Source organism: Enterobacter sp. C6, assembly GCF_008122455.1.
Classification (GTDB): domain Bacteria; phylum Pseudomonadota; class Gammaproteobacteria; order Enterobacterales; family Enterobacteriaceae; genus Enterobacter; species Enterobacter pseudoroggenkampii.
The window spans coordinates 1-24,092 of record NZ_QPFW01000232.1; the positions used below are offsets into that span (position 1 = coordinate 1).

Annotated in this window: 24 protein-coding genes; 9 read left to right on the forward strand and 15 right to left on the reverse strand. The window is 55.7% G+C overall.

Features of this window, described 5'->3' with window-relative positions; all coding sequences use genetic code 11:
* The 5 genes from hemW to DOU50_RS15105 form a co-directional block, all read right to left on the reverse strand.
* On the reverse strand, nucleotides 1-588 hold a 588-nt coding region (gene hemW / locus DOU50_RS15085), incomplete at its 3' end, for a radical SAM family heme chaperone HemW (RefSeq protein ID WP_148769679.1).
* A complete protein-coding gene (locus DOU50_RS15090) occupies nucleotides 581-1,174 on the reverse strand; it encodes an XTP/dITP diphosphatase (RefSeq protein WP_148769680.1) in 594 nt (197 codons plus the stop codon). The genes DOU50_RS15090 and hemW, both read right to left, overlap by 8 nt.
* Before the next feature lie 3 nt (nucleotides 1,175-1,177).
* The gene (yggU, locus tag DOU50_RS15095; RefSeq protein WP_008499758.1) at nucleotides 1,178-1,474 is read right to left on the reverse strand and encodes a DUF167 family protein YggU; all 297 of its coding nucleotides are present in this window, start codon (nucleotides 1,472-1,474) and stop codon (nucleotides 1,178-1,180) included.
* A complete protein-coding gene (locus DOU50_RS15100; RefSeq protein ID WP_024906554.1) occupies nucleotides 1,471-2,037 on the reverse strand; it encodes a YggT family protein in 567 nt (188 codons plus the stop codon). The genes yggU and DOU50_RS15100 overlap by 4 nt, the downstream gene beginning before the upstream one ends.
* A gap of 21 nt (nucleotides 2,038-2,058) precedes the next feature.
* The gene (locus DOU50_RS15105; protein ID WP_024906555.1) at nucleotides 2,059-2,760 is read right to left on the reverse strand and encodes a YggS family pyridoxal phosphate-dependent enzyme; all 702 of its coding nucleotides are present in this window, start codon (nucleotides 2,758-2,760) and stop codon (nucleotides 2,059-2,061) included.
* Nucleotides 2,761-2,777: 17 nt separating this feature from the next.
* Here DOU50_RS15105 and DOU50_RS15110 point away from each other — a divergent pair, with 17 nt between their 5' ends.
* Nucleotides 2,778-3,758 (forward strand): type IV pilus twitching motility protein PilT, encoded by a 981-nt coding sequence (locus DOU50_RS15110; protein WP_061714497.1) that lies wholly within the window; start codon nucleotides 2,778-2,780, stop codon nucleotides 3,756-3,758.
* 10 nt (nucleotides 3,759-3,768) lie between these two features.
* Here DOU50_RS15110 and ruvX read toward each other — a convergent pair whose 3' ends face one another.
* The 8 genes from ruvX to metK form a co-directional block, all read right to left on the reverse strand.
* A complete protein-coding gene (ruvX, locus tag DOU50_RS15115) occupies nucleotides 3,769-4,185 on the reverse strand; it encodes a Holliday junction resolvase RuvX (RefSeq protein WP_021242076.1) in 417 nt (138 codons plus the stop codon).
* The gene (locus DOU50_RS15120; protein ID WP_032645077.1) at nucleotides 4,185-4,745 is read right to left on the reverse strand and encodes a YqgE/AlgH family protein; all 561 of its coding nucleotides are present in this window, start codon (nucleotides 4,743-4,745) and stop codon (nucleotides 4,185-4,187) included. Before DOU50_RS15120 ends, ruvX begins: the two co-directional genes overlap by 1 nt.
* Nucleotides 4,746-4,832: 87 nt before the next feature.
* Nucleotides 4,833-5,780 (reverse strand): glutathione synthase, encoded by a 948-nt coding sequence (gene gshB / locus DOU50_RS15125; RefSeq protein ID WP_148769681.1) that lies wholly within the window; start codon nucleotides 5,778-5,780, stop codon nucleotides 4,833-4,835.
* Between the two features lie 19 nt (nucleotides 5,781-5,799).
* Nucleotides 5,800-6,531, reverse strand: a complete 732-nt coding sequence (gene rsmE / locus DOU50_RS15130) for a 16S rRNA (uracil(1498)-N(3))-methyltransferase (RefSeq protein ID WP_024906558.1) — start codon at nucleotides 6,529-6,531, stop codon at nucleotides 5,800-5,802.
* A 51-nt stretch (nucleotides 6,532-6,582) separates the two neighbouring features.
* Nucleotides 6,583-7,290, reverse strand: a complete 708-nt coding sequence (endA, locus tag DOU50_RS15135; RefSeq protein WP_148769682.1) for a deoxyribonuclease I — start codon at nucleotides 7,288-7,290, stop codon at nucleotides 6,583-6,585.
* Nucleotides 7,291-7,384: 94 nt separating this feature from the next.
* The gene (locus tag DOU50_RS15140) at nucleotides 7,385-7,882 is read right to left on the reverse strand and encodes a SprT family zinc-dependent metalloprotease (RefSeq protein ID WP_032650144.1); all 498 of its coding nucleotides are present in this window, start codon (nucleotides 7,880-7,882) and stop codon (nucleotides 7,385-7,387) included.
* A 58-nt stretch (nucleotides 7,883-7,940) separates the two neighbouring features.
* Nucleotides 7,941-9,338, reverse strand: coding sequence for a galactose/proton symporter (galP, locus tag DOU50_RS15145; RefSeq protein WP_024906560.1), 1,398 nt, complete (start codon nucleotides 9,336-9,338; stop codon nucleotides 7,941-7,943).
* A gap of 335 nt (nucleotides 9,339-9,673) precedes the next feature.
* A complete protein-coding gene (gene metK / locus DOU50_RS15150; protein WP_010435443.1) occupies nucleotides 9,674-10,828 on the reverse strand; it encodes a methionine adenosyltransferase in 1,155 nt (384 codons plus the stop codon).
* 663 nt (nucleotides 10,829-11,491) lie between these two features.
* Here metK and yqgB point away from each other — a divergent pair.
* The 3 genes from yqgB to speB all read left to right on the forward strand — a co-directional run bounded on the left by yqgB (nucleotide 11,492) and on the right by speB (nucleotide 14,738).
* Nucleotides 11,492-11,623, forward strand: a complete 132-nt coding sequence (yqgB, locus tag DOU50_RS15155; protein WP_127312443.1) for an acid stress response protein YqgB — start codon at nucleotides 11,492-11,494, stop codon at nucleotides 11,621-11,623.
* A gap of 8 nt (nucleotides 11,624-11,631) precedes the next feature.
* On the forward strand, nucleotides 11,632-13,608 hold the full coding sequence (speA, locus tag DOU50_RS15160) for a biosynthetic arginine decarboxylase (protein ID WP_024906561.1): 1,977 nt from the start codon (nucleotides 11,632-11,634) through the stop codon (nucleotides 13,606-13,608).
* Between the two features lie 209 nt (nucleotides 13,609-13,817).
* Entirely contained in the window at nucleotides 13,818-14,738 is a 921-nt protein-coding gene (gene speB / locus DOU50_RS15165) for an agmatinase (RefSeq protein ID WP_008499737.1), read from the forward strand.
* 51 nt (nucleotides 14,739-14,789) lie between these two features.
* On the opposite strand, the gene DOU50_RS15170 is transcribed toward speB, so the two are convergent.
* Entirely contained in the window at nucleotides 14,790-16,058 is a 1,269-nt protein-coding gene (locus tag DOU50_RS15170) for an OprD family outer membrane porin (RefSeq protein ID WP_148769683.1), read from the reverse strand.
* A 210-nt stretch (nucleotides 16,059-16,268) separates the two neighbouring features.
* Nucleotides 16,269-17,027, reverse strand: a complete 759-nt coding sequence (locus DOU50_RS15175) for a M48 family metallopeptidase (RefSeq protein ID WP_021242066.1) — start codon at nucleotides 17,025-17,027, stop codon at nucleotides 16,269-16,271.
* A 272-nt stretch (nucleotides 17,028-17,299) separates the two neighbouring features.
* On the opposite strand from DOU50_RS15175, the gene tkt reads away from it, so the two are divergent.
* The 5 genes from tkt (at nucleotide 17,300) to mscS (ending at nucleotide 24,078) form a co-directional block, all read left to right on the forward strand.
* Entirely contained in the window at nucleotides 17,300-19,291 is a 1,992-nt protein-coding gene (gene tkt / locus DOU50_RS15185; RefSeq protein ID WP_148769684.1) for a transketolase, read from the forward strand.
* A gap of 341 nt (nucleotides 19,292-19,632) precedes the next feature.
* Complete coding sequence (epd, locus tag DOU50_RS15190) at nucleotides 19,633-20,652, forward strand: erythrose-4-phosphate dehydrogenase (RefSeq protein ID WP_023333324.1); 1,020 nt, start codon at nucleotides 19,633-19,635, stop codon at nucleotides 20,650-20,652.
* Between the two features lie 49 nt (nucleotides 20,653-20,701).
* The gene (gene pgk, locus DOU50_RS15195; protein ID WP_024906565.1) at nucleotides 20,702-21,865 is read left to right on the forward strand and encodes a phosphoglycerate kinase; all 1,164 of its coding nucleotides are present in this window, start codon (nucleotides 20,702-20,704) and stop codon (nucleotides 21,863-21,865) included.
* Between the two features lie 92 nt (nucleotides 21,866-21,957).
* Nucleotides 21,958-23,037: a class II fructose-bisphosphate aldolase gene (gene fbaA, locus DOU50_RS15200; protein ID WP_008499731.1), complete on the forward strand. Its 1,080-nt coding sequence runs from the start codon at nucleotides 21,958-21,960 to the stop codon at nucleotides 23,035-23,037.
* A gap of 186 nt (nucleotides 23,038-23,223) precedes the next feature.
* Complete coding sequence (mscS, locus tag DOU50_RS15205; RefSeq protein WP_024906566.1) at nucleotides 23,224-24,078, forward strand: small-conductance mechanosensitive channel MscS; 855 nt, start codon at nucleotides 23,224-23,226, stop codon at nucleotides 24,076-24,078.
* The last annotated feature ends 14 nt before the right edge of the window (nucleotides 24,079-24,092 follow it).

Consider the following 24,092-nt stretch of genomic DNA (forward strand, 5'->3'; position numbering starts at 1 on the left):
GAGCTGGTACCACGACAGGTGCGGCGGGTTCAGTTCGATCGCCTGGCGCAGGTCATCCAGCGCCTCTTCCAGCGACTGATCCGGCAGGCCGTGCATCAAATCGAGGTTGAAGCTGCGAAGATTAAGCCCGGTCGCCAGGTTTGCCGCGCGCTTCGCCTCTTCCGGGCCGTGAATGCGCCCAAGACGTTTTAGCTTCGGTTCGCTAAAGCTCTGCACGCCGATGGAGATGCGGTTTACGCCCGCGCGCTTATAGTCGACAAAACGGTCGGCCTCAACGGTGCCGGGGTTGGCTTCCATCGTAATTTCAGCATCCGCTGCCAGGTTCAGGCGCGCACGCACGCCGTCCAGCAGCGTCTGCATCGCCGGGCCTGAAAGCAGGCTCGGCGTACCGCCACCAATGAAAATGGTCTTAACTTCACGTCCCTGTGCGTAAGGTACATCGGCGTCCAGGTCGGCCAGCAGATGCGCAACGTAATCATCGTGCGGCACTTCGCCCTTCAGCGCGTGCGAGTTGAAATCGCAGTACGGGCATTTCTGCACGCACCACGGGATGTGAATATAAAGACTCAGAGGCGGCAAATTAGCCATTACGCAGTGCTTCCAGTAACAGTTTCAGCGCGCGTCCACGGTGGGAAATCGCGCTTTTCTCTTCGCGGGTCAGTTCCGCAGCGGTTTTGCCCTCGGTCGGGACAAAGAAAATCGGGTCGTAGCCAAAGCCGCCGTTGCCAGCCGCTTCACTGGTAATCATGCCCGGCCAGCTGCCGTGGCAGACGATAGGCGTAGGGTCTTCCGCGTGACGCAGATAGACCAGTACGCAGTGGAACTGCGCGGTGCGCTGCTCGTCCGGTACGTCTTTCAGGGCGACAAGCAGCTTTTCGAGATTCTGCTGGTCGGTGGCGTCAACGCCGGAGTAGCGCGCGGAGTAAATCCCCGGCGCGCCGCCGAGAAAATCCACGGCCAGGCCAGAGTCGTCGGCAATTGCGGGCAGGCCCGTAATTTGCGCGGCGTGGCGCGCTTTCAGGATCGCGTTTTCGATAAACGTCAGCCCCGTCTCTTCGGCGGACTCCACGCCAAGATCGGTCTGGGCGACCACGTCCAGCCCAAAATCATTTAATAGCGAGGCCAGCTCGCGCACTTTACCGGCGTTGCCGGTCGCGAGAACAACTTTCTGCATGGTTTAGTCCTGTTCTGTCAGAGCCGCGACTTCCGTCGGGATAGATTGCGGATTAAGGATTTTTACCTGTTTATGTCGCCCAAGTTCACCTTTTTCAATGATGACCTGGCTTTTGGCGACGCGAAACTGTTTTGCCAGATATTTAGTCAGATGCGCGTTCGCCTGGCCGTCAACCGGCGGGGCGGTGATGGCGACTTTTAACTCGTCGCCATGCAGCCCAACAATACCGTCACGGCTGGCTTTTGGCTGAATATACAGCCGTAAAACCAGCCCGTCAGCGCAGGTGCTTACTGCACTCATAGCGCCATCCACAGCCCCGGCAGCAGCATATTGCCCGTGGACTGTAACAGCTCAGCGATCCCCATGTTGACCACATAGAGCAGCAGAACCAGGATCATCGGGGAAAAGTCGATGCCACCCATAGACGGGAGCAGGTTACGGATTGGACGCAGCAGCGGCTCTGCCAGCTGAATCAAAGCATACTCCACCGGGCTTCGCCCCTGGCTGACCCAGCTCATGATGGCCATCACCAGCAGCACCCAGAAAATAAGCAGACCGATGGTTTTGACCAGAATCAGGACCGCAGCAATCCAGATAATCGGCTGGAAGGTGATGACCATAAACAGCACGATCGCTTTGATAACGCTCAGAATAAACGCCACCAGCAGAGACGAACTGTCGATGGGGCCCATGGCCGGGATAATACGGCGCAATGGTCCGACAACAGGCTGCGTGATTTTCACGACAAACTGCGAGAACGGATTGTAAAAATCACAGCGGGCCCACTGCATCCAGACGCGCAGCAAAAGCGCCATCGTATACAGCTCAAGCACAGTTGAGAGCAGGAAAGTCAACGTCTTCATGGCGTTCCTCAGGTTTCCTTATTATTTTGAGTAGTCGCGCGCACCGAAAATTGCCGTGCCGATGCGCACCATAGTGCTGCCTGCCGCGATGGCGGCTTCCATATCATCCGACATGCCCAGAGAAAGCGTGTCTACCGTGTTATAGCGCGCTTTAAGCGCCTCAAATGCTACAGCCATTTGCTGTGCCACGGCAAACTGCCTTTCATAACTTGACTCAGGCGCCGGAATGGCCATCAGCCCGCGCAGGGTTAAGCGCGGCAGTTCGGCCACCTCTGCGGCCAGCGCGTCCAACTCGCTCAGCGCAATGCCGGACTTGCTGTTTTCGTCGCTGATGTTGACCTGAATCAGCACGTTAAGCGCTGGCATCTCTGCCGGACGCTGGTCGTTCAGACGTGTCGCAATACGCAGACGGTCGATGGTGTGACACCAGTCGAAGTGCTCTGCCACCAGACGGCTTTTGTTCGACTGCAGCGGGCCAATAAAGTGCCACTGCAGATCCGTCTTCCCCTGTTCCTGGAAGTAGCGAATTTTATCCACGCCTTCCTGCACGTAGTTTTCACCAAACGCCCGGTGGCCTGCCGCTATCGCTTCTGCGATGGCGCTCGCAGGCTTGGTTTTGCTGACTGCAAGCAGGGTAATTTCTTCTGAAGCCCGGCCGCAACGCGTTGCTGCGGCTGAGATTTTGTCCCGGACCTGTGCCAGGTTATGCGCAATGTCGTTCATTTTCCGAGGAGTAGTCTATGGATGTGGAAGAAATTGTGGCCCTTAGTGTAAAGCATAACGTCTCCGATCTACACCTGTGCAGTGATTCGCCACCCCGCTGGCGCAGAACAGGCCGCCTTGAGCCGGCACCGTTTCCTCCTCCCGACGTTGGGGCGTTGTTAAAAGCGTGGCTCAATGATGAGCAGCAGGGGATATGGTGGGCCAGCGGGCAGGTGGATTTTGCCGTGACGGTGGCGGGAGGCCAGCGTCTGCGCGGCAGTGCCTTTAAGCAGATGAGCGGTATCTCTGTAACGCTCCGGCTGTTGCCGCGTACCTGCCCGCAGCTCGCTTCGCTGGGCGCGCCGCGGGCAATCCCGGAACTGTTGTCCAATGATGCCGGACTGATTCTGGTGACAGGAGCAACCGGCAGCGGTAAATCAACTACGCTGGCGGCGATGGTCGATTTTCTTAACCGCCATGCTGATGGCCATATCCTCACGCTTGAAGATCCGGTGGAGTTTATCTACCGGAGCGAGCGTTGTCTGATCCAGCAGCGGGAGATAGGCCAGCACAGCCCGTCATTTGCAGAAGCGCTGCGCGGTGCCTTACGCCAGGATCCGGACGTGATTCTGCTTGGGGAGTTGCGCGACAGCGAAACGATCCGCCTGGCGCTGACGGCGGCGGAGACCGGGCATCTGGTGCTGGCGACGCTGCATACGCGCGGGGCATCGCAGGCGATTGAACGGCTGGTCGATACGTTCCCGGCGCAGGAGAAAGATCCGGTGCGTAACCAGCTGGCCGGCAGCCTGCGGGCGGTGCTGGCGCAAAAGCTGCTTCCCGATCTACAGGGCGGGCGCGTCGCGCTGTATGAGCTGCTGGTGAACACTGCAGCGGCGGCGAATCTCATTCGTGAAGGGAAAACGTGGCAACTGCCCGGCATCATTCAAACCGGTCAGCAGGCAGGTATGCAGAACTTTGACCAGAGCCTGGCGGAGAGACGGGCGCAGGGGCGGCTGTAGGCCCCTGTGCTTAAAAGCCCTGCTCGAAATAGCTTTCGAGGATGATAACGGCAGAAGCGGAGTCGACGCTGCCTTTGTTCAGCGCCCGGAAGCCACCGTGCTCAAACAGACCCGCGCGCGCTTCGACGGTGCTCAGACGCTCGTCGTGCAGCTTCACGGAGACGCCAAAGCGGCCATGGATTTTGTTGGCGAACTTACGCGCCCGGGCGGTCAGCGGCTGTTCGGTACCGTCCATGTTCAGCGGCAGCCCAACAATCACGTCATCCGGTTGCCACTCCTTGAGCAGGCGCTCAATGAGGTTCCAGTCCGGCGTGCCGTCGTTGGCCTTCAGGGCCGTAAGCGGACGCGCGGTACCGGTGATGCGCTGCCCCACGGCGACGCCAATGCTTTTAGTACCAAAATCGAAGGCAAGAAGCGTTCCGCTCATCAGGCGTGCCCCGCTACGCCAGGCATGGTCAGGATATCAATGCCAATCAGCTTTGCCGCGTCACGCCAGCGATCGGCGATAGGGGTTTTAAACAGGATATTCATGTCCGCAGGGGCGGTGAGCCAGGCGTTATCGAGGATCTCTTGCTCAAGCTGGCCTTTCTCCCACGACGAATAGCCCAGCGCCACCAGCACTTCAGAAGGCTGCTCTGCGGTGCCCAGCGTTTCGAGCACGTCACGCGAGGTCGTGATAACGGTCTTGTCGGAGATGCGAATGCTGGAAGAGAATACCGGCGGCGTATGCAGGATAAAACCGCGATCTTCTGCAAGAGGTCCACCCAGCATCACGGGCTTATCAAGCCGGATTTCCGGCAGTCGCGCTTCAGCCGGGATTTTCAGCTTGTCCAGAATCCCTTCAACCTGAAGATTTTCCAGCGGTTTATTAATGATAATGCCCATCGCGCCGTCTTCATTGTATTCACAAATATAAACCACGGCGCGGCGAAAAATCGGGTCCTGGAGAGCAGGCATGGCAATAAGAAAGTGATGCTGTAAATTCATTGTCAGAGGTACTGTTTCCTGGTTTAAAAAGCGACAGCGCCCAGTATGGGGACAAACTCAGGCGCTGTCACTAATAGTATTGTTAGGTTATTTTTGTAAACGCTTTTCGATAGCGTCCATCAGCATGCCGGTGATTGAGACAGGGAATTCCGCTTCAATTTCACGAATGCAGGTCGGGCTGGTGACGTTCACTTCGGTAAGACGATCGCCGATGATATCCAGTCCGACGAAGATCAGACCTTTGGCTTTCAGCGTCGGGCCAACGCGGCGGGCAATTTCCCAGTCGCTTTCGGTTAGCGGACGCGGCTCGCCGCGGCCACCGGCGGCCAGATTACCGCGGGTTTCGCCACCCTGCGGGATACGCGCCAGGCAGTAAGGAACCGGTTCGCCATCCACCACCAGAACGCGTTTGTCGCCGTCTTTGATCGCCGGAATATAGTTCTGCGCCATGCAGTAACGCGTGCCCAGTTCGGTCAGCGTTTCGGCAATCACGCCAATGTTCGGATCGCTCTCTTTCACGCGGAAAATCGATGCGCCGCCCATGCCGTCCAGCGGTTTCATGATGATATCGCCGTGCTTCTGCCAGAATTCCTTCAGCTGCGCTTTGCTGCGGGTCACCAGGGTTTCCGGCGTCAGGTCAGAGAACCAGGCGGTGTAGAGCTTCTCGTTGCAGTCGCGCAGGCTCTGCGGCTTGTTGACGATCAGCGTGCCTTTCTCTTCAGCGCGTTCGAGAATATAGGTGCAGTAGATGTATTCGGTGTCGAACGGCGGATCTTTACGCATCAGGATGACGTTGAGATCGGCCAGGGCAATGTCCTGCTCGGTGTCGAATTCGTACCATTTGTCGTAGTTCTGCTCGACGTTAACGATGCGGGTGCGGGCGCGGGCTTCACCGTTAATCAGGTAAAGATCGTTCATCTCCATATAGTGGAGTTCATAGCCGCGACGCTGCGCTTCCAGCAGCATGGCGAAGCTGGAATCTTTCTTGATGTTAATGTTTGCGATGGGGTCCATCACGATGCCGAGCTTGATCATGTTCTTCTCCGTTAATGCTTCAACCCAGATCGCCAAACCGTACCTGTAGCGCGGTAATGGCCGTGAGTGCCGTTGTCTCAGTGCGCAGAACGCGAGGTCCCAACAGAATATCAGTAAACTGGTAACGTGCCGTCATCGCAATTTCGTCCGCCGACAGGCCGCCTTCGGGGCCAATCAGCAGGCGTACGCGCTCAACGGGCAGGGGCAGCGTATTGATGCTGGCGCTGGCGCGCGGATGAAGATTGAGCTTCAGCCCACTGTCCTCTTCTGCACACCACTCCTCCAGATCCATCGCCGGGCGGATCTCCGGAATACGGTTGCGGCCACTCTGTTCGCAAGCCGCAATGGCAATTTTCTGCCACTGCTGGATCTTTTTGTTCAGACGTTCCGCATCCAGTTTAACGCCACAGCGTTCAGAAAAAAGTGGCGTAATGAGGCTTACACCCAGTTCAATGGATTTCTGAATGGTGAACTCCATTTTCTCGCCGCGCGACATCACCTGGCCCAGATGGATGTGCAGCGGTGATTCCCGGTCGTCCACTTCGCCACGCAGGACGTTAACGTGTACGCTTTTTTTATCAGACCGCGTGATTTCCGCGTCGAAAACCTGGTTCGAGCCGTCGAACAGCTGTATTGCCTGACCTGCGCCCATGCGCAGCACGCGGCCAACGTGGTTGGCAGCGTCATCAGACAGGGCGATTTCGCGGCCTGCGGTAATCAGTTCAGGATGGTAAATGCGGGGAATGCGCATAGTCAGAAATTCCATGTGTCATGCGATATAAGCGAATTGCCGTAGTGTAGGTTAGCTCTTTTGCGCCTGGCAAGCCCGCTGGACGTAAGGGTTGTGATTCCCCTGGACTCTGGCGATACGTTCGTCGCGCTGGCATTCCCACTCCGTCACCGGGTACTGCTTGTCCCAGGCGTTGAACAGCTGCGTCTGCTGGCGGGAGAGATTGATGTCGTAACGGTCACGCATATAGAAGTAGGTGCGGGCAATGCTGCCGCGCGCGCGGGCAGGGGGCTCGGCGACTTTCTCTTTAAAATCAACCTTCATACCGCACTGGCCGTACTGGCCTTCGCCACCGTTCCACTGGCTGTACATGAAATTACCCCGGTCGCCGTTCACTTCACCCACGGCAGGCTGCAGGTTATGCATATCGCTTTCCATCTGGCGATACACCGGATCTTTGGCGCAGTTTTTACGTCCGCCATCCTGCCAGCACTGGCGCTGGTGGCCAAACTGCCAGGCCGGAACGACATGCTCCCATTCAATACGGCTGGCGCGGTTTTCGTTTTTACGCACCTTGTAGCCGCAGGACTCAAGGTCAACGACCCCTTTTTTACCCTGCCAGTTAATTTTACAGCCGCAGTAGAAATCGCCCGGCACGTCGGCGTTCACCTTCACGCCTGCGGCCTTGGCCTGGGAAAAACTGTTGATACCGTCGGCCAGAGCATGGCCTGAGAGCGCCGTCGTCAGAAAGGCGACCGCGAGAGAAAAATTACGGGACATCTTACACTCCGTGTCAAAACGAGCCCGCAACGTAACGAATGTTGTTCCTGTATGCAATCAGTCAGATCAGGAAAGTTCCTGAAAGTTCAGATGATTATTCCGCAACCAGCGGCTCGCCGCATTTGACGCAGCGGTAGGTCGCCTCGCCGCGCACCACGCGATTATGGCGACGGACGGTAAGCTGGTGCTGCTGACATTGGCAGCGGTAGGGGAAGGTATTGCGGCGCACCGATTCCAGCTCGAACTGATGGGTACGGCGTGCCGGAACGCCGAGCACTGCCTCCATCATCCACTTCCACTCTTTTCCATGCGGCGCGACGCGGCCAAAGTGTTTCCACACCAGCAGATGTGCCAGCTCGTGCGGTACCACTTCCTCGATAAACGCCTGCTGGTTTTCCATCATCAGCACCGGGTTAAGGCGGATCTCATACGACTCGAGCCAGGCGGTACCGGCCGAGGTTCCACGCTGCTGGTAGACGAGTTTGGGTTCAGGATAATTGCGACCGAGCTTCAGGTTCGCCTGGGCGAGTTTTTCCCGCAGGCTGCGCATAACGGCCTGCTGAATGGCGATGGGGAGACGGGGTGCTTTCATAGGGGCAGAGCATAAAGCGCGAAGCGGGGAGGCGCAAGAGGCGCCTCCCGCAAGATAATTAGTCGTGAGCGCCGATTTCGCGCAGAGGACGACCTTTCATCAGGTTACGTTCAATATGTTCCAGCGAAACGTGTTTGGTTTCTGGAACCAGCCAGATGGTCAGCACAATAAAGAAGATGTTCAGACCGGCGTAGACCCAGAAGGTGTTCGCGTTGCCCAGGGTATTGAGCATGGTCAGGAACGTTGCGCCGACGATCATGTTGGCAACCCAGTTTGTTGCGGTAGAGCAGGTGATACCAAAATCACGCCCTTTCAGCGGCTGGATCTCCGAGCACAGCACCCAAATCAGCGGACCGGCGCTCATCGCAAACCCGACGATAAACATCAGCAGCATGCCTACCGCAAAGTACTGGGCGGTTGGGGAGTGAATGCCCACATGCATCATGGTACCGAGGACGCCCATACCGGCCGCCATCACCAGGAAGCCCAGCGTCAGGGTTGGCTTACGTCCCCAGCGGTCCACCAGACCGATGGCGATAAAGGTCGCCAGCACGTTGGTCAGACCCACGATGACGGTCCCCCACATCTGCTCGGTGGTGTTGGTATAACCCGCCAGCTCAAAGATTTTTGGCGCGTAGTACATGATGACGTTCATCCCGGTGAACTGCTGCATGACCTGCAGCAGCACGCCAAGGAACACCGCACGGCGGAAGTTGCTGTTCTCTTTAAACAGCGCCCAGCCGGACTGTTTGACCTTCAGGCTTTCGCGGATCTCTTCCAGCTCGTTTTTTGCCTCCGCGCTGGTATCGCGCAGGCGAAGCAGCACGCGTTCAGCATCGTGGAATCGACGTTTTGCAGCGAACCAGCGCGGGCTGTCCGGCAGGAAGAAGACGCCAATCAGCAGCAGGATGGCCGGGATGATGATCACGCCGAGCATCCAGCGCCATGCGCCGCTGTAGCTAAACGCGGTATCGGAAAGGTACGCGCCCAGGATACCGATGGTGATCATGAGCTGGTACATCGAAATCATACTGCCGCGGATTTTCTCCGGCGCGATTTCAGACAGGTAAAGCGGGGCGGTATAGGACGCCACGCCCACGGCCAGACCAAGCAGCACGCGTGAAACCAGCAGAACCTCAACGTTAGGCGCTGCGGCAGAGAAGAGTGAACCGGCAACGAACAGGATCGCGCCGATCATCAGGCTCTTTTTACGCCCGAGCTTGAAGGAGAGCCAGCCGCTGCCGACGGCCCCAACGGCAGCGCCAAACATCATGGAGCTGACCACCCACTCCTGGGTGTGAGCGCTGATCTGGAACTCGTCAGTGATGAAAGGCAATGCACCGGCAATCACGCCGATATCCAGGCCAAAAAGTAATCCTGCCAGGGCGGCGAGGAAACAGACGAAGAATGTCATCGCCTTGTTGGACGTACGCCCCTGTTTTTTATTGTCAGGCATTATGCCCTCCAGTTGGGTTATCAGTTTTATTGATGTAAAGGGTAGGTGAGTGACTCGTAAAAATATGTGAGATTAATCACATAGGTGTAATCGGTTACACTAACGTGGAACCGTAAAAATAATTAAAGCTTTGAAAATATAGAGGTAAACGAGGTGATGCGCATCGCGTTTGTTAGAATTTCGGACTTAACTGAAATGAAATGTAACAGCAGAAGAAAGGCGATCAGGCAAAGAGATTATTCTGAAAGCGGGATATATTTGGCATGGTGTAATCGGTTTCAAACATAAAAAAAGGCCAGCCCGAAGGCTGGCCTTTTAAAGGCGATGTCAGTCGATTACTTCAGACCGGCAGCTTCACGCAGCAGGGCGGCTTTGTCGGTTTTTTCCCATGGGAAATGTTCACGACCAAAGTGACCGTATGCTGCGGTTTCTTTGTAGATTGGGTGCAGCAGATCCAGCATCTGAATCAGGCCGTATGGACGCAGGTCGAAGAACTCGCGCACCAGCAGCGTCAGCTGTTCTGAAGGCACTTTTTCAGTACCGAAGGTTTCAACCATGATGGAGGTTGGTTCAGCCACGCCGATAGCGTAGGAAACCTGGATCTCACAGCGGTCAGCCAGGCCGGCGGCAACGATGTTTTTTGCCACATAACGTGCAGCGTACGCCGCAGAACGGTCAACTTTAGACGGATCTTTACCGGAGAACGCACCGCCACCGTGACGCGCCATGCCGCCGTAGGTATCAACGATGATTTTACGACCGGTCAGGCCGCAGTCACCCATTGGGCCGCCGATAACGAAGCGTCCGGTTGGGTTGATGAAGAATTTGGTTGCAGAGCTCAGCCATTCTGTCGGCAGAACCGGCTTGATGATCTCTTCCATCACCGCTTCCTGCAGGGATTTCTGATCGATATCTTCGGAGTGCTGGGTAGACAGAACCACCGCGTCAATACCAACGATTTTACCGTCGTCGTACTGGAAAGTGACCTGGCTTTTCGCATCCGGGCGTAGCCACGGCAGGGTGCCGTTTTTACGCACTTCAGCCTGACGCTGCACCAGACGGTGTGCGTAGGTGACCGGTGCTGGCATCAGCACGTCGGTTTCGTTGGTTGCATAGCCGAACATCAGACCCTGGTCGCCCGCGCCCTGTTCCAGCGGATCGGCACGGTCAACGCCCTGGTTGATGTCTGGAGACTGTTTGCCAATCGCGCTCAGTACCGCGCAGGAGTTGGCATCAAAGCCCATATCAGAATGCACATAGCCGATCTCACGCACCGTGTTACGGGTGATCTCTTCGATATCAACCCATGCGCTGGTGGTAATCTCACCGCCAACCAGAACCATGCCGGTTTTGACATAGGTTTCACACGCTACGCGCGCTTTTGGATCCTGCGCCAGGATCGCATCCAGCACCGCATCGGAGATTTGGTCAGCAATTTTATCAGGATGTCCTTCTGATACGGACTCGGACGTAAACAGGTGTTTTGCCATGTTTTATTTCACCTAAGAGGAATTTGGTTAGCTCAAGCTGCTGTGTGGAATAGCCAAAGGAGATAATTCTACCAAGGCCTGCAGGTTTTTGACACTGGCAGTATGAGTGTTAATCAGTATAGATGGATTAACATCTGGATGGCTATTTTAGGTCACTTCTTCGCCCGATTTCCAGTTTTTTTTGACTAACCTCTCACTCAGTTGAAATTGCTGCTGGCAATAATTCCTGACGGCCCCGGCAACACGCGCATTTTTGTTTTGCTTTTTAGCCCCCTTCTCGGTATAAAACGCGGCGCGCGGCTCATATAAAATAAGCGCTCGATGAACTCATCGTGTCGCCACTTCCAGCCGGGTTAAGCAGTGAACTTTTAGCTTTGGCTTGGGGTCCGTTTCAGCAGAGGCGGCCGTGGAGGTGATACGAGATAATGAACCATCGTTTTCCGCTAATTCAGCGCAGCCGTTCTGGCGCGTATTTGATTCCCGCAACCCGCATTTCTAGTCTGCAAACCTGCCGATGTTATACCCATCTCGGCGCTTCTCAGGATTCCAGGGCCGGTCACGCTTTGTGAAAACTGAACAAGGGCGCTCTTGTTAATACAAGAGTTTTCTCGTGGTTTCGCCGAACCTTGTCATACAGAGTTCGGATACGTGTTTTACAATGATATGAATAAGAAACCGGTCGCACGGTCTGGATTTCAGCATACTCTGCTGGGAAACGGAGCCGTTTATGGGTTGTTATCGCCGTATAACGCTGCGATAGTAGTCAACTGTTTTACACTTAATACAAAGAGTTGAGGTTCGCTATGTCTGACGACATGTCTTCTTTTTCGCCTTCGTCAGCGGGCGAACAGGGTGTACTACGTTCTATGCAGGAGGTTGCGATGAGCTCCGAGGAAGCCAGCAAAATGCTGCGCACTTACAATATTGCCTGGTGGGGCAATAACTACTACGACGTCAACGAACTGGGCCACATCAGCGTCTGCCCGGATCCGGACGTCCCTGAAGCGCGCGTGGACCTTGCTAAACTGGTGAAAGCCCGTGAAGCTCAGGGCCAGCGTTTGCCTGCACTGTTCTGCTTCCCGCAGATCCTGCAACATCGCCTGCGTTCTATTAACGCCGCCTTCAAGCGCGCGCGTGAGTCCTACGGCTATAAAGGCGACTACTTCCTGGTTTACCCAATCAAGGTAAACCAGCACCGCCGCGTGATTGAATCCCTGATCCACTCCGGCGAGCCGCTGGGGCTGGAGGCTGGCTCCAAAGCGGAGCTGATGGCGGTTCTGGCGCATGCGGGCATGACCCGTTCGGTGATCGTCTGTAACGGCTATAAAGACCGTGAATACATTCGTCTGGCACTGATTGGCGAGAAGATGGGCCACAAGGTCTATCTGGTTATCGAAAAGATGACCGAAATCGCCATCGTGCTGGAAGAGGCCGAGCGTCTAAACGTGGTGCCACGCCTTGGCGTGCGTGCGCGTCTGGCGTCACAGGGTTCCGGTAAATGGCAGTCCTCCGGCGGCGAAAAATCCAAGTTCGGCCTGGCGGCGAACCAGGTGCTGCAGCTGGTGGAAATCCTGCGCGAGCGCGGTCGTCTCGACAGCATTCAGCTGCTGCACTTCCACCTCGGCTCGCAGATGGCCAACATTCGCGACATCGCCACCGGCGTGCGTGAATCCGCGCGGTTCTACGTTGAGCTGCACAAGCTTGGCGTGAACATTCAGTGCTTCGACGTGGGCGGCGGCCTGGGCGTGGACTACGAAGGGACCCGCTCGCAGTCGGACTGCTCCGTGAACTACGGCCTGAACGAATACGCGAACAATATCATCTGGGCGATCGGCGATGCCTGTGAAGAGAACGGCCTGCCGCACCCGACGGTAATCACCGAATCCGGCCGCGCGGTCACCGCGCACCATACGGTGCTGGTCTCTAACATCATCGGCGTTGAGCGTAGCGAAATCACCGAAGCGACGCCTCCGGCAGACGATGCCCCGCGCTCCCTGCAAAGCATGTGGGAAACCTGGCAGGAAATGCACGAGCCGGGCACGCGTCGTTCCCTGCGCGAATGGCTGCACGACAGCCAGATGGACCTGCATGACATCCACGTGGGGTATTCCTCAGGCACCTTCAGCCTGCAGGAGCGCGCGTGGGCGGAGCAGCTCTATCTGAACATGTGCCATGAAGTGCAGAAACAGCTCGACCCGAGCAACCGTGCGCACCGTCCGATTATCGACGAGCTGCAGGAGCGTATGGCGGATAAGATTTACGTCAACTTCTCGCTGTTCCAGTCAATGCCGGATGCCTGGGGTATCGACCAGCTGTTCCCGGTTCTGCCGCTGGAAGGGCTGAACCACGCTCCGGAACGTCGCGCGGTGCTGCTGGACATCACCTGTGACTCCGACGGTGCTATCGACCACTACGTTGACGGCGACGGTATCGCAACGACGATGCCAATGCCGGAGTACGACCCGGAGAACCCGCCGATGCTGGGCTTCTTTATGGTCGGCGCGTATCAGGAGATCCTCGGCAACATGCACAACCTGTTCGGTGATACCGAGGCGGTTGACGTGTTTGTCTTCCCTGACGGCAGCGTGGAAGTTGAGCTGTCTGACGAAGGGGATACCGTGGCGGACATGCTGGAATACGTTCAGCTGGATCCGAAAACCCTGCTGACGCAGTTCCGCGACCAGGTGAAAAACACCGGGCTGGACGATGCGCTGCAGCAGCAATTCCTGGAAGAGTTTGAAGCGGGTCTGTACGGGTACACCTACCTGGAAGACGAGTAGGAAAACCTCCCTCTCCCTGTGGGAGAGGGTCGGGTGAGGGCATCAGCTCGCACAATGCCCTATACTCACTTGAACCCGTATGCATTACCGGCGATAATTCGCCCCAATAAGCGATTTACGAATCAATCCCTTCCTCGTCGGGTTTAACGACGCGGAGGGGATTTTTTTTCATCTGTTTTTAATGTATCGACTTTAAAAGAGGTCAGGACATGAGCACTTTAGGTCATCAGTACGATAACTCTCTGGTATCTAACGCGTTTGGTTTTTTACGCCTTCCAATGAACTTCCAGCCGTACGACAGCGACGCGGACTGGGTGATCACTGGCGTGCCGTTCGATATGGCAACATCTGGCCGTGCGGGTGGTCGTCACGGCCCGGCGGCGATTCGTCAGGTTTCCACTAACCTGGCCTGGGAGCATAACCGCTTCCCGTGGAACTTCGACATGCGCGAGCGCCTGAACGTGGTGGACTGCGGTGACCTGGTGTATGCCTTTGGTGACGCGCGTGAGATGAGCGAAAAGCTGCAGGCCCACGCCGAGAAGCTGCTGGCTGCCGGTAAGCGCATGCTCTCCTTCGGCGGCGACCACTTCGTGACCCTGCCGCTGCTGCGCGCCCACGCGAAGCACTTCGGTAAAATGGCGCTGGTACACTTTGATGCGCATACCGACACCTACGCGAACGGCTGTGAGTTTGACCACGGCACCATGTTCTTCACCGCGCCGAACGAAGGTCTGATCGACCCGAACCACTCCGTGCAGATCGGTATTCGCACTGAGTTCGACAAAGATAACGGCTTCACCGTGCTGGATGCGGGCCAGGTTAACGATCGCGGCGTGGATGACATCCTCGCGCAGGTGAAGCAGATCGTGGGTGATATGCCCGTGTATCTGACCTTCGACATCGACTGCCTGGATCCGGCATTTGCACCGGGTACCGGTACGCCGGTGATCGGCGGCCTGACCTCAGACCGCGCCATCAAGCTGGTACGCGGCCTGAAGGATCTGAACATTGTCGGGATGGACGTGGTGGAAGTGGCGCCTGCGTATGACCAGTCCGAAATCACTGCGCTGGCCGCAGCGACCCTGGCACTGGAAATGCTCTACATCCAGGCTGCCAAAAAAGGCGAATAAGCCTCTCCTGGCGTGAAAAAAACCTCTCCATGGAGAGGTTTTTTATTGCCTTTAGAACACGTTAAACGGGTATTCCACGTAAGCGCGGATTTCGTCCCCGCCCACGTTATAGTCGCTGGCGTTGCTTGAGACGCGCAGCACGGAGTAGCGCAGTTTCAGTTTCAGATCCTTCGCCGGGCCATCCTGCACCTGGTACTGGATCTGGTTAAACCACTCGTGCTCTTTACCGTTGCTGGTTTCAGCGGTTTTGATGTTATCGCCGCGCACGTAGGCGGTGGTCCAGCTCAGGCCCGGTAAACCAAGGCCGCCAAAGTCCAGACCGTAGGATGCCTGCCAGGAACGTTCATCTTCGCCGTTAAAATCAGACCAGTAGGAGTTCGCCAGCCAGATGGTGTTACCGCCGTCACCCACGCCGCCCTGGTCGCGATAGCCGCCATAGTTGTAGCCGGTGCTGCCGCTGCTCTGCTGGTAGGCCACTTTGAACGTGTGAATATCCCAGATGTAGCTCGCCGCCAGGCTCCAGATGGTGTTGCTGCGGCCCGTGTCGAGGCTGTCAGCGTAACCCTGGTCCAGACGGGAGTTATAGCCGTTGAAGTCGAGCACCAGCTGCTGCCCGGTGCTGAACGGCTGTTTGAAGTTCAGGCCCAGATACTGCTTGTTCATCACCTCTTCATTATGAGAAGCGTAAAGCGCGCCGCTGAACTGGTCGTTGAACTGGTAGCTTGCGCCGCCGAAGGAGAGGCTCTTCAGCCCGCTGTCGTGGCGGTCATCGCTTTTACGCTGCTCGTCGGTGAAGTAACCGGCGTTGATTTCCAGACCGTCGATCTCTTTTGAGGTCAACATAGCGCCGGTGTAGCTTTCAAACAGCAGACGGGAGCTGTCGGCATTGATGATAGGCAGCTCAGGACGCTGATTCCCGTAGCTCAGCACGGTGTTCGATATGCGCATTTTGGCGGTAGCGCCAAACTTTGCCAGATCGGATTTTGCCCGGCCATCATCTTCCTGTTTAAAGAAGTCGATGCCGCCTGCGCCGCTTTTGCCCCGGCCGCCGTCCAGGCGCACGCCGTATTGAGCAATACCGTCCACACCAAAGCCCACCAGCCCTTCGGTATAGCCGGATGCAAACGTGGCGATGATCCCCTGACCCCATTCGGCTTTGTCCTGCTGGCCCTGATGGTAGTCGCGGCTGATATAGGCATTGCGTAAAAACAGATCCAGATGGCTGTCGTCAATAAAACCCTGACTGTCGGATTGCTGGCTTGCAGCGGCAGGTAATGCGGCAAATAAACTTAAAGCAATTAATGATAATTCTTTTTTCACGGAGGGAACGTCTCTGTCTGGATATATTAATTTGAATAACTGCGGAAGTGATAATTACCGGAAAAAGTGACCTTTGCAATAATTATGTGACCAGACATTTCAATATGATAACGTTGATTTGGCGGGGCTTTCAGGGGTGTTATCGATACGTGCTGTTAAGTTAACAATTCATGCGAAATAAAAGGGAGGCAAATATGCCTCCCGGTAAAATTATTTAATTCCGTCTGCAGCCATACGGTCGCGAATATGCTGTGCGCGCTCTTCTGAGGCAGGGTGATCGTCAAACATGGAGCTTTGACGTCCCGCTTCCAGTTTGGCCAGTTTTTCAAAGCTGGTGGCTAAACCTGATGGATTAATGCCGCGTTTGCGCAACAGATCGTAGGAGTAATCATCCGCTTCGGACTCCTGACGCTGGGAGAACTGGGAGTTAACCAGCTTTTCACCCACGTCGCCAAGCTGCGACTGCGACAGGCTGCCAACGATACCACCCGCTGAGGCCGCCGCAGCGCGGATGGCGTTAGTGCCTAAAGCAACCTGCATCCCTTTCTTCACGTGGCCCAGGGCAACGTGGCCCATTTCATGGCCGATGACCGCTTCCACTTCGTTGTCGGTCATCATGTCCATCAGCCCGCTATAGACGCGGATGCAGCCGTTCGCCATCGCGAAGGCGTTCACGTCTTTCGCCATGTACACCTTGTAGTTCACCGGCTGGCCGTTGATGTTATCGCCCAGCGCAGAAGCAATCTTATTCAGACGCTGCGTGTAGGTACTGTTAGCCGGCGCAAGCGTGGCTTTTCCGTCCATATCTTTACAGGCCTGGTCGCTCAGCGCTTTCACCTGCGCATCGCTCAGGGAATAGGCCTGGAAGGCCTCTGCGCCTGACGTCATCAGACCGTTAGAATCCATATTCTGACAGCCGCTCAGCAGGAGCGTTGTACCCAGGGCCAGCACTATTGCACGCATTTTCATGAGGTTGCTTCCGTACTCGTTAATCTGAATAAAATCCGAAAAGTGCACCGTCAGCGAAGCCGGTGTCGGGCTAAGTATAAGGAATATCGACAGAGCCGGGCGAGCAGATTGCGCAACATGCGAGCATGATCCAGAGATTTCTTAACAAGCAAAAGAATGCTCCATGTACATGACTTGCGGCTTGGGTTACATTGTTGGCACTTTTTTCCGGCGTAGCCCAAAACGCGCTGTCGTCAAGGGCATGGCCTTTAACAGTCCGATCTGGAGTTAAAATGTCCTCACGTAAAGAGCTTGCTAATGCTATTCGTGCGCTGAGCATGGACGCAGTACAGAAAGCCAAATCCGGCCACCCAGGGGCCCCTATGGGTATGGCTGATATCGCCGAAGTCCTGTGGCGCGATTTCCTGAACCACAACCCGCAGAACCCGTCATGGGCTGACCGCGACCGTTTCGTACTGTCTAACGGCCACGGCTCTATGCTGATCTATAGCCTGCTGCACCTCACCGGCTACGATCTGCCAATTGAAGAGCTGAAAAACTTCCGTCAGCTGCACTCTAAAACTCCAGGTCACCCGGAAGTGGGCTACACCGCTGGCGTAGAAACCACCACTGGTCCGCTGGGTCAGGGTATTGCTAACGCTGTGGGTATGGCGATTGCTGAGAAGACGCTGGCGGCGCAGTTCAACCGTCCTGGTCACGACATCGTTGACCACTTCACCTATGCGTTCATGGGCGACGGCTGCATGATGGAAGGCATTTCTCACGAAGTGTGCTCCCTGGCAGGTACCCTGAAGCTGGGCAAACTGGTTGCGTTCTATGACGACAACGGTATCTCCATCGACGGTCACGTTGAAGGCTGGTTCACCGACGACACCGCTAAACGTTTCGAAGCCTACGGCTGGCACGTTGTGCGTGGCGTTGATGGCCACGATGCTGACTCGATTAAACGTGCAGTAGAAGAAGCGCGCGCGGTGACGGACAAGCCGTCCCTGCTGATGTGCAAAACCATCATCGGCTTCGGTTCACCGAACAAAGCGGGTACGCACGACTCCCACGGCGCGCCGCTGGGCGACGCGGAAATCGCACTGACCCGCGAAGCGCTGGGCTGGAAACACCCTGCATTCGAAATCCCATCTGAGATCTACGCTCAGTGGGATGCAAAAGAAGTGGGCCAGGCGAAAGAAGCGGCCTGGAACGAGAAGTTCGTTGCTTACGCGAAAGCGTTCCCGCAGGAAGCGGCTGAATTCACCCGTCGTATGAAAGGCGACATGCCGTCTGACTTCGACGCGAAAGCGAACGAGTTCATCGCTAAGCTGCAGGCGAACCCGTCTAAAATCGCGAGCCGTAAAGCGTCTCAGAATGCGATTGAAGCGTTCGGTCCTCTGCTGCCTGAATTCCTCGGCGGCTCCGCTGACCTGGCACCATCTAACCTGACCCTGTGGTCCGGTTCTAAGCCAATCAACGAAGATACTGCCGGTAACTACATCCATTACGGTGTACGTGAATTCGGTATGACTGCGATTGCCAACGGTATCTCCCTGCACGGTGGTTTCCTGCCGTACACCTCTACCTTCCTGATGTTCGTTGAATATGCACGTAACGCCGTGCGTATGGCCGCGCTGATGAAACAGCGTCAGGTGATGGTCTACACCCACGACTCCATCGGTCTGGGCGAAGACGGTCCAACTCACCAGCCGGTAGAGCAGGTGGCTTCCCTGCGCGTGACCCCGAACATGAGCACATGGCGTCCGTGTGACCAGGTTGAATCCGCGGTAGCGTGGAAATACGGCGTTGAGCGTCAGGACGGTCCAACCGCGCTGATCCTCTCCCGTCAGAACCTGGCGCAGCAGGAGCGTACCCCTGAGCAGCTGGCGAACATCGCTCGCGGTGGTTACGTGCTGAAAGATAGCGCGGGCCAGCCAGAGCTGATCTTCATCGCCACCGGTTCTGAAGTTGAACTGGCTGTGGCAGCGTGGGAAAAACTGACTGCCGAAGGCGTGAAGGCGCGCGTGGTCTCCATGCCGTCTACCGACGCGTTCGACAAGCAGGATGCCGCTTACCGTGAATCCGTGCTGCCTAAAGCGGTTTCCGCTCGCGTGGCAGTGGAAGCGGGTATCGCTGACTACTGGTTCAAATACGTGGGCCTGAACGGCGCTATCGTCGGTATGACCACCTTCGGTGAGTCTGCTCCGGCAGAGCTGCTGTTCGAAGAGTTCGGCTTCACCGTTGAGAACGTTGTCGCGAAAGCGAAAGAACTGCTGTAATTGTTTGTACGGTGCGGGCTGATGCCCTCACCCCAGCCCTCTCCCACCGGGAGAGGGTGCAAACACTAAAAACGGTAACCTCTCGGTTACCGTTTTGCTTTTACCTCGCCGTAAATTATTCCACCTAAAATGTGACGCAAGTCATATAGCTCGCTTATTCATCTGGACAGACATTCCTTTTATTCCCCGATTCGCTTATTCTTGCTGAAGCGTTTCAGTCGATTAAATGTTCGACAATTGACCAATCAATCGCAGTTTGTGACAGCAAGGATTCCCCTTCGGGCGTAGCTGGATTACTCTTTCAGCCACCTCAAACTCAGGGATTGCTTTGCAGGAGATCTATGACCGTACGCGTAGCGATTAATGGCTTCGGTCGCATCGGACGTAATGTGGTTCGTGCTTTGTATGAATCCGGACGTCGGGCGGAAATAACCGTGGTGGCAATCAATGAACTGGCGGATGCTACGGGCATGGCGCATTTGTTGAAATATGACACCAGCCACGGACGCTTTGCCTGGGATGTGCGCCAGGAAAGAGATCAGCTCTTTGTGGGTGACGACGCTATTCGTGTGCTGCATGAGAACAGCATCTCCGGGCTACCCTGGCGTGAACTGGGTGTGGATGTGGTGCTTGACTGTACCGGTGTCTACGGCAACCGCGAACATGGCGAAGCGCATCTGGCTGCCGGCGCGAAAAAAGTCCTGTTTTCTCATCCCGGCAGTAACGACCTCGACGCGACCGTCGTGTTTGGCGTCAACCAGCATGAGCTGCAGGCCGAACACCGCATTGTTTCCAACGCCTCCTGTACCACCAACTGCATTATTCCGGTCATCAAACTGTTAGACGATGCGTATGGCATTGAATCCGGCACCGTGACCACGATTCACTCCGCCATGCACGATCAGCAGGTTATCGACGCCTACCATCCGGATTTACGACGCACTCGCGCGGCGAGCCAGTCAATCATTCCGGTGGATACGAAACTGGCGGCAGGGATCACCCGAATTTTTCCGCAGTTTAATGACCGGTTTGAAGCGATTGCCGTGCGTGTTCCAACGATCAACGTCACCGCGATCGACCTCAGCGTGACGGTGAAAAAACCGGTAAAAGCCTGTGAAGTCAACCTGTTGCTGCAAAAAGCGGCACAGGGGGCATTTCATGGTATAGTTGACTATACGGAATTACCGTTGGTCTCAGTAGATTTTAACCACGACCCGCACAGCGCCATCGTTGATGGCACGCAAACGAGGGTTAGTGGTGCACACCTTATCAAGACGCTGGTCTGGTGTGATAACGAATGGGGCTTTGCTAACCGAATGCTCGACACCACGTTAGCAATGGCCGCTCAAGGTTTCAGGTAAGACGCATTGTGCGTCTGCAAAACTTTAAGAATCAACGAGAGGATTCACCATGTCTGTAATTAAGATGACCGATCTGGATCTGGCTGGTAAACGCGTTTTCATCCGTGCCGATCTGAACGTACCGGTTAAAGATGGCAAAGTGACCAGCGACGCGCGTATCCGTGCATCTCTGCCAACCATCGAACTGGCTCTGAAGCAGGGCGCGAAAGTGATGGTCACCTCCCACCTGGGTCGTCCAACTGAAGGCGAGTACAACGAAGAGTTCTCTCTGCTGCCAGTGGTTAATTACCTGAAAGACAAACTGTCCAACCCGGTTCGCCTGGTGAAAGATTACCTGGACGGCGTTGACGTTGCAGCCGGTGAACTGGTTGTTCTGGAAAACGTTCGCTTCAACAAAGGCGAAAAGAAAGACGACGAGACCCTGTCCAAAAAATATGCTGCACTGTGCGACGTATTCGTGATGGATGCCTTCGGTACGGCTCACCGCGCGCAGGCGTCAACCCACGGTATCGGTAAATTCGCAGACGTAGCGTGTGCCGGTCCTCTGCTGGCTGACGAACTGGAAGCGCTGGGTAAAGCACTGAAAGAACCTGCTCGTCCAATGGTGGCTATCGTTGGTGGTTCTAAAGTTTCTACCAAACTGACCGTTCTGGATTCCCTGTCTAAAATCGCTGACCAGCTGATCGTTGGCGGTGGTATCGCGAACACCTTCGTTGCCGCTCAGGGCCACAACGTGGGTAAATCCCTGTACGAAGCAGATCTGGTTGACGAAGCCAAACGCCTGCTGAGCACCTGCGATATCCCGGTTCCAACTGACGTTCGCGTCGCGACCGAGTTCTCCGAAACCGCAACCGCGACTCTGAAGTCTGTAAACGACATCAAAGATGAAGAGCAGATTCTGGACCTGGGCGACGTTTCTGCACAGAAACTGGCTGAAATCCTCAAAAACGCAAAAACTATCCTGTGGAACGGTCCGGTAGGCGTGTTCGAATTCCCGAACTTCCGCAAAGGGACTGAAATCGTTGCTAACGCTATCGCAGACAGCGAAGCGTTCTCTATCGCAGGCGGTGGTGACACCCTGGCAGCAATCGACCTGTTCGGTATCGCTGACAAGATCTCCTACATCTCCACTGGTGGCGGCGCATTCCTCGAATTCGTGGAAGGCAAAGTACTGCCAGCAGTAGCAATGCTCGAAGAGCGCGCTAAGAAGTAAGCCATTCAAGGGCAGGGAAACCTGCCCAATTTTCAGCGCGCTTTTAAGAGCTCGCACCTTTTCTAACGGCCGAAGATACAGGACTAAGCAACATGTCTAAAATTTTTGATTTCGTAAAACCTGGCGTTATCACTGGTGATGACGTACAGAAAGTGTTCCAGGTAGCTAAAGAAAACAACTTCGCTCTGCCAGCAGTTAACTGCGTGGGTACCGACTCCATCAACGCCGTACTGGAAACTGCTGCTAAAGTTAAAGCTCCAGTTATCGTTCAGTTCTCTAACGGCGGCGCTGCGTTCATCGCAGGTAAAGGCGTGAAAACTGACATTCCTCAGGGTGCTGCAATCCTGGGCGCTATCTCTGGTGCGCACCACGTTCACCAGATGGCTGAGCACTACGGTGTTCCAGTTATCCTGCACACTGACCACTGCGCGAAGAAACTGCTGCCGTGGATCGACGGTCTGCTGGACGCGGGTGAAAAACACTTCGCGGCAACCGGTAAGCCACTGTTCTCTTCTCACATGATCGACCTGTCTGAAGAGTCACTGCACGAAAACATCGAAATCTGCTCTAAGTACCTGGCGCGCATGGCCAAAATGGACATGACCCTGGAAATCGAACTGGGTTGCACCGGTGGTGAAGAAGACGGCGTGGACAACAGCCACATGGACGCTTCTGCACTGTACACCCAGCCAGAAGACGTTGATTACGCTTACACCGAGTTGAGCAAAATCAGCCCACGCTTCACCATTGCAGCGTCCTTCGGTAACGTACACGGCGTTTACAAACCAGGCAACGTGGTTCTGACCCCAACCATCCTGCGTGATTCTCAGGAATACGTTTCCAAGAAACACAACCTGCCGCACAACAGCCTGAACTTCGTCTTCCACGGCGGTTCCGGTTCTTCTGCTCAGGAAATCAAAGACTCCGTAAGCTACGGCGTAGTGAAAATGAACATCGATACCGACACCCAGTGGGCAACATGGGACGGTATCCTGCAGTACTACAAAGCGAACGAAGCTTACCTGCAGGGCCAGCTGGGCAACCCGAAAGGCGAAGACCAGCCGAACAAGAAATACTACGATCCACGCGTATGGCTGCGCGCTGCCCAGACGTCCATGGTGACCCGTCTGGAGCAGGCTTTCAAAGAACTGAACGCGATCGACGTTCTGTAATTTGAGCTGCTAACAGCATCAGAAGGCCCGCAAATGCGGGCCTTTTTTTATGCTTTTTCAATACCCTGCCAGACCGGTTTTTGTGATCTCTTTGGCAATACTTGCGCTTTTTGTTTACCCTTTACGGACCTGCCTGTCTCCATGGGGGATGGATTTTGTGTTTTGGTTTAACAAAAGGAAGAATAAATGGAACAACTCGATGTTGTAGACAGCATCAATAACGCCGGTAACTGGCTGGTGCGTAACCAGGCGCTGCTGCTGAGCTATGCCGTGAACATCGTCGCGGCGATTGCCATCATCATCGTCGGGATGATCGTGGCGCGTATCGTATCTAACGCGGTTAACCGCGTCATGCTGGCCCGTCACATTGACGCCACGGTGGCTGACTTCCTCTCCGCACTGGTGCGCTACGGCATTATCGCCTTTACGCTGATTGCGGCGCTGGGCCGTGTGGGCGTGCAGACCGCCTCCGTCATTGCCGTTCTCGGTGCCGCCGGTCTGGCCATTGGTCTGGCGCTGCAGGGCTCGCTTTCAAACCTGGCGGCAGGCGTTTTGCTGGTCACCTTCCGTCCGTTCCGCTCCGGCGAATACGTTGACCTTGGCGGCATTGCCGGAACCGTGCTGCAGGTGCAGATTTTCTCAACGACCATGCGTACCGTCGATGGCCGCATCGTGGTCGTGCCGAACGGGAAAATCATCGCGGGCAACATCATTAACTTCTCCCGTGAACCGGTGCGTCGTAATGAGCTGATTATCAGCGTGGCGTACGACTCCGATATCGATCAGGTGAAGTCGCTGATTAGCAACATCATTGCTTCAGACGATCGCATTCTGAAAGACAAAGAGCAGACGGTTCGTCTGAACGAACTGGGCGCGTCCTCCATTAACTTCGTGGTGCGTATCTGGAGCAAGAGCAGCGATCTGCAAAACGTGTACTGGGACGTGCTGGAACGCATTAAGCGCGACTTCGACGCCAACGGCATCAGCTTCCCGTATCCGCAGATGGACGTAAACGTCAAAAAAGTTAAAGAAGCAGAATAACGTCACCCGTAGGC

Coding starts and splice junctions, on each gene's coding strand:
- pgk (WP_024906565.1), top strand. CDS start 20,702: ATGTCTGTAATTAAGATGACCGATCTGGATCTGGCTGGTAAACGCGTT.
- DOU50_RS15100 (WP_024906554.1), bottom strand. CDS start 2,037: ATGAAGACGTTGACTTTCCTGCTCTCAACTGTGCTTGAGCTGTATACG.
- DOU50_RS15175 (WP_021242066.1), bottom strand. CDS start 17,027: ATGAAAATGCGTGCAATAGTGCTGGCCCTGGGTACAACGCTCCTGCTG.
- fbaA (WP_008499731.1), top strand. CDS start 21,958: ATGTCTAAAATTTTTGATTTCGTAAAACCTGGCGTTATCACTGGTGAT.
- DOU50_RS15105 (WP_024906555.1), bottom strand. CDS start 2,760: ATGAACGACATTGCGCATAACCTGGCACAGGTCCGGGACAAAATCTCA.
- speA (WP_024906561.1), top strand. CDS start 11,632: ATGTCTGACGACATGTCTTCTTTTTCGCCTTCGTCAGCGGGCGAACAG.
- DOU50_RS15140 (WP_032650144.1), bottom strand. CDS start 7,882: ATGAAAGCACCCCGTCTCCCCATCGCCATTCAGCAGGCCGTTATGCGC.
- DOU50_RS15090 (WP_148769680.1), bottom strand. CDS start 1,174: ATGCAGAAAGTTGTTCTCGCGACCGGCAACGCCGGTAAAGTGCGCGAG.
- rsmE (WP_024906558.1), bottom strand. CDS start 6,531: ATGCGCATTCCCCGCATTTACCATCCTGAACTGATTACCGCAGGCCGC.
- speB (WP_008499737.1), top strand. CDS start 13,818: ATGAGCACTTTAGGTCATCAGTACGATAACTCTCTGGTATCTAACGCG.
- tkt (WP_148769684.1), top strand. CDS start 17,300: ATGTCCTCACGTAAAGAGCTTGCTAATGCTATTCGTGCGCTGAGCATG.
- mscS (WP_024906566.1), top strand. CDS start 23,224: ATGGAACAACTCGATGTTGTAGACAGCATCAATAACGCCGGTAACTGG.
- gshB (WP_148769681.1), bottom strand. CDS start 5,780: ATGATCAAGCTCGGCATCGTGATGGACCCCATCGCAAACATTAACATC.
- epd (WP_023333324.1), top strand. CDS start 19,633: ATGACCGTACGCGTAGCGATTAATGGCTTCGGTCGCATCGGACGTAAT.
- yqgB (WP_127312443.1), top strand. CDS start 11,492: ATGAATAAGAAACCGGTCGCACGGTCTGGATTTCAGCATACTCTGCTG.
- galP (WP_024906560.1), bottom strand. CDS start 9,338: ATGCCTGACAATAAAAAACAGGGGCGTACGTCCAACAAGGCGATGACA.
- DOU50_RS15120 (WP_032645077.1), bottom strand. CDS start 4,745: ATGAATTTACAGCATCACTTTCTTATTGCCATGCCTGCTCTCCAGGAC.
- yggU (WP_008499758.1), bottom strand. CDS start 1,474: ATGAGTGCAGTAAGCACCTGCGCTGACGGGCTGGTTTTACGGCTGTAT.
- ruvX (WP_021242076.1), bottom strand. CDS start 4,185: ATGAGCGGAACGCTTCTTGCCTTCGATTTTGGTACTAAAAGCATTGGC.
- metK (WP_010435443.1), bottom strand. CDS start 10,828: ATGGCAAAACACCTGTTTACGTCCGAGTCCGTATCAGAAGGACATCCT.
- endA (WP_148769682.1), bottom strand. CDS start 7,290: ATGTCCCGTAATTTTTCTCTCGCGGTCGCCTTTCTGACGACGGCGCTC.
- DOU50_RS15110 (WP_061714497.1), top strand. CDS start 2,778: ATGGATGTGGAAGAAATTGTGGCCCTTAGTGTAAAGCATAACGTCTCC.